Source organism: Nostocoides australiense Ben110 (assembly GCF_001050535.1).
Lineage (GTDB): Bacteria > Actinomycetota > Actinomycetes > Actinomycetales > Dermatophilaceae > Nostocoides_A > Nostocoides_A australiense.
Map to the genome: position 1 here is coordinate 3,306,381 of NZ_HG764815.1, position 3,338 is coordinate 3,309,718.

4 protein-coding genes are annotated in these 3,338 nt (G+C 72.0%); 3 read left to right on the top strand and 1 reads right to left on the bottom strand.

Annotated elements, in window-relative coordinates; translation table 11 throughout:
- Positions 1 to 1,325, top strand: a 1,325-nt coding sequence (locus BN11_RS16035) for an AAA family ATPase (RefSeq protein WP_235435516.1), incomplete at its 5' end; no start/stop codon positions are given.
- Positions 1,326 to 1,479: 154 nt separating this feature from the next.
- Here BN11_RS16035 and BN11_RS16040 read toward each other — a convergent pair.
- The gene (locus BN11_RS16040; protein ID WP_048699370.1) at positions 1,480 to 1,842 is read right to left on the bottom strand and encodes a hypothetical protein; all 363 of its coding nucleotides are present in this window, start codon (positions 1,840 to 1,842) and stop codon (positions 1,480 to 1,482) included.
- 378 nt (positions 1,843 to 2,220) lie between these two features.
- On the opposite strand from BN11_RS16040, the gene BN11_RS16045 reads away from it, so the two are divergent.
- Complete coding sequence (locus tag BN11_RS16045; protein ID WP_162213259.1) at positions 2,221 to 2,760, top strand: 3'-5' exonuclease; 540 nt, start codon at positions 2,221 to 2,223, stop codon at positions 2,758 to 2,760.
- On the top strand, positions 2,757 to 3,068 hold the full coding sequence (locus tag BN11_RS16050; protein WP_083433815.1) for a metal-dependent hydrolase: 312 nt from the start codon (positions 2,757 to 2,759) through the stop codon (positions 3,066 to 3,068). The genes BN11_RS16045 and BN11_RS16050 overlap by 4 nt, the downstream gene beginning before the upstream one ends.
- The last annotated feature ends 270 nt before the right edge of the window (positions 3,069 to 3,338 follow it).

Here is a 3,338-nt window from a genome sequence, read left to right on the forward strand (position 1 = left end):
CATCGTTGAGCGAGAAGGACATTCACCCCATGCGAACCATCCCCCGACCCGGCACCCCGACCCCAGCAAGCCCCACACCCTCGGCCCACCCGGCACCGCTCACTGCCCGTCCCGAGCGTCACCCCGCCGCCGCGATCATGGACGACCCCACCACCGCAGGCGTCCTGCACTCCGCGTGGTCCGGCGACCCGGCCGTCGTCGTGCCCAGCCCACCCGGTGCCGGAAAGACCCGACTGGTCGCGCTGCTCGCCGCCACCCTCGCCTCCCGCGCGGACCTGCGCGTCGGCATCGCCGCCCAGACCCGCGACCAAGCCGTCGAAATCGCCCGCCGCCTCGGCGCGCTCGACTGCCCCGCGCGCCTGATCTGGCCCGCCAAACACCCCACCCCCGACCTCAGCGACGGCACCGCCACCGTCGTCACCGGCCGCTCCGTTCGCTTCCCCAACTCCGGAGGGGGAGTGCTCATCGCCACCACCGCACGATGGACCTACGCCGACCCCAACGTCCTCGCCGCCGACGTGCTCGTGGTCGATGAGGCGTGGCAAGCCACCTATGCCGACGTGGGCGCGCTCGGAGCATTCGCCCCCCAGATCGTCTGCGTCGGTGACCCCGGCCAGATCGACCCCGTCGTCACCGGCCAGACCCGCCGCTGGGACGCATCCCCGACCGGGCCACACCTGCCCGCCCCGGCCGCGCTCATCGCCGCCCACGGCGAAGCCGTCTCCGTGGTCACGCTGCGCCACACATGGCGGCTCGGCCCGGCCACCACCCGCCTGATCCAGCCCACCTTCTACCCCGACCTGCCCTTCACCAGCCGCCGCCCACCCGAGCACCTGAGCGGCCCGGACGGCACCCCACTGCCCGAGGTCAGCGCCCACCCCGTCACCGCCACCGCTGGCCCCGGCGACCCCGCCCTGACCGGCACCTGCGCCGACCTCGCCCGCGCCCTGCTCGCCACCACCCTGACCACCAGCGAAGGCACCCGCCCCGTCACCCCAGCAGACCTCGCCGTCGTCGCCGCGCACGTCAGCCAAGCCGCCGCAGTGCGCGCCCTGCTCGCGGACCTGCCCGACGTGCTCGTGGGCACCGCCAACCAACTCCAAGGCATGGAGCGCCCCGCCGCCGTCGTCCTGCACCCCCTCGCCGGATACCGCGACCCCACCGCCTTCGGCACCGCCCTCGGCCGCGCATGCGTCATGCTCTCGCGCCACCGCGCACACCTGACCGTCGTCACCGACACCGCCACCCCGGCCGTCCTGCGCGGCCCCGACCCCGACCCAGCCACCCTCACCCACCGCGCCCTGCTCGACGCGCTACTCACCTGACCCGCGCCCACCGCCCGCCCGCGAGCCCCTGGGCCAGGCGGCATGGGGTGCCTGGCCCAGGGGCCGGCGTCCAGCTGAACCACACACCACCACCACTGACAGCAGAAGGGGAGGGGCCGGTGCAGACCGCACCGACCCCTCCCCACCGCCCGCATCACCGGCGCAGCCGAACCTCCTGGAACGTCGTGGCCACCCGCAGCGCCTCGGCCTCACCGAAGAACCCCTCGGCCGCAAGAATCTGCGCCGCACCCCGCGGGCCGGTCCCGTCGAAACCGCACGTCACACCATTGAGCGCCAGAACCCGCCCAGAAGCATCGGTCAGCGTCATCGAGGGGAACACCTGCATCCCCGCCGACGAGCGCCCGTAAGCCCACCCCTGAGCCTCCTGCGGCCCTCCCAGCCGGACCTCCACGAACCGGCCGAACATCGCCCTGGTGCCCTTCCACGTCTCGATCGAGGACGCGGTCACACCGCACCCGTCATCAGTGGCGGCGTAAGGGTTGGCAACGATCTCCATCACAGACTCCCTGTCGGGTCGAATCTCCCTCGGGTGGTCAGCCCGAGCACTTGGTTGGTGTCTTCGACGCTACCGCCCACCACCGACAACCCGGCCTCACAAACCCCCACAACGTCACTGCCACACCCGGCATGGGGTGCCGGGTGTGGCAGTGGAAGAACGTTGCGGTTCCGTCGATCCGGGGAAGGTGCACTCGCCCGCGGTCCGTGACGAGGACCCCAGGGTGTCGGTGCCTGATGGCACTCTCAGAAGCAACCACCCAAGCGTCGGCCCGACCAGCCGGCCGCGACGACACCTCGACGTCGACGAAGAGAAGGGGAACCAGCCATCACGGCCCCCACCTGTCACCGCAGCACCGCCCAGGAACCTTCCCTCGGTGTGAAGATCACCCGCCGCATCCGTCGAAAGCTCCGAGCCCTCAAGCTGCGCAGCTGGGCCCGCTCCCGGCTCCGCCTCCAGGACGCCGTCATCCTGGACACCGAGACCACCGACCTGTTCGGCCAGGTCATCCAGATCAGCGTCATCGACCTGACCGGCCAGGTCCTGCTCAGCACGCTCGTGCAACCCACTACCCCGGTCAGCGCTGCCGCGACCGCGGTGCACGGGATCAGCGACCAGGACCTCCTGGCCGCGCCCGCCCTGCCGGTGATCGCCGGTCAGCTGCTCGAGGTCACCCGGGGGCGCCAGCTGCTGGCCTACAACGCTCCCTACGACCGTCAGGTCCTGACCAAGGACCTGACCACTGCCGGCCTGGACCCAGCCCACCTGGCCGACCGCCAGAACTGGGTCTGCCTGATGCGAGCTCGCGCGCTCGTCGAGAACCGCGGCTGGGTCGCCCTCGGGGGACCACACCACGCACTCGGCGACTGCCTGGCCACGCTCGACGTCCTGCACGGCATCGCGAGGCGATCCACATGATGGGCTACAACCACGTCAGCTGCGGGCTGCTCGCCGGCATCGCAACCCTGCCCATCGCCCCCGGGACCGGCCCGCCCGCCCAGGCCGCGTGGGTGATCGCACTCGGTGGAGCCAGCCTGATCCCCGACCTGGACACCTCCGGATCCACCGCCGCCCGCATGTGGGGACCGATCACCCGCACCATCGGCGCCGCCATCGGCACCCTCGCCCACGGCCACCGCCAAGGCACCCACGACGCCGTCCTCGCCCCAGCCGCGTTCGCCGGCGCAGCCCTGCTGGCCTCCCTGCACCCGATCACTGCCGCCTGACCGGACCCACACACCACCGCGCACTGTCGGTGCTGGCCGGTAGCGTCGAAGACACCAACCACCACACCGGCCTGACCAGCTGGTCCCGACACGGGAGAGACGAGACATGAGCAGCAACCCCACCCCCGTCCTGGCCGCCGACAAGCTCTACGAGGCCTCCGACCGGTTCGTGTGCAAGGAGTGCGCCGGGATGACCGCCGAATACACCGGCGTCACCATCGGCGGCTACCGCCTCACCGTCATCACCACGGCCGACGTCGTCGAGTGGGC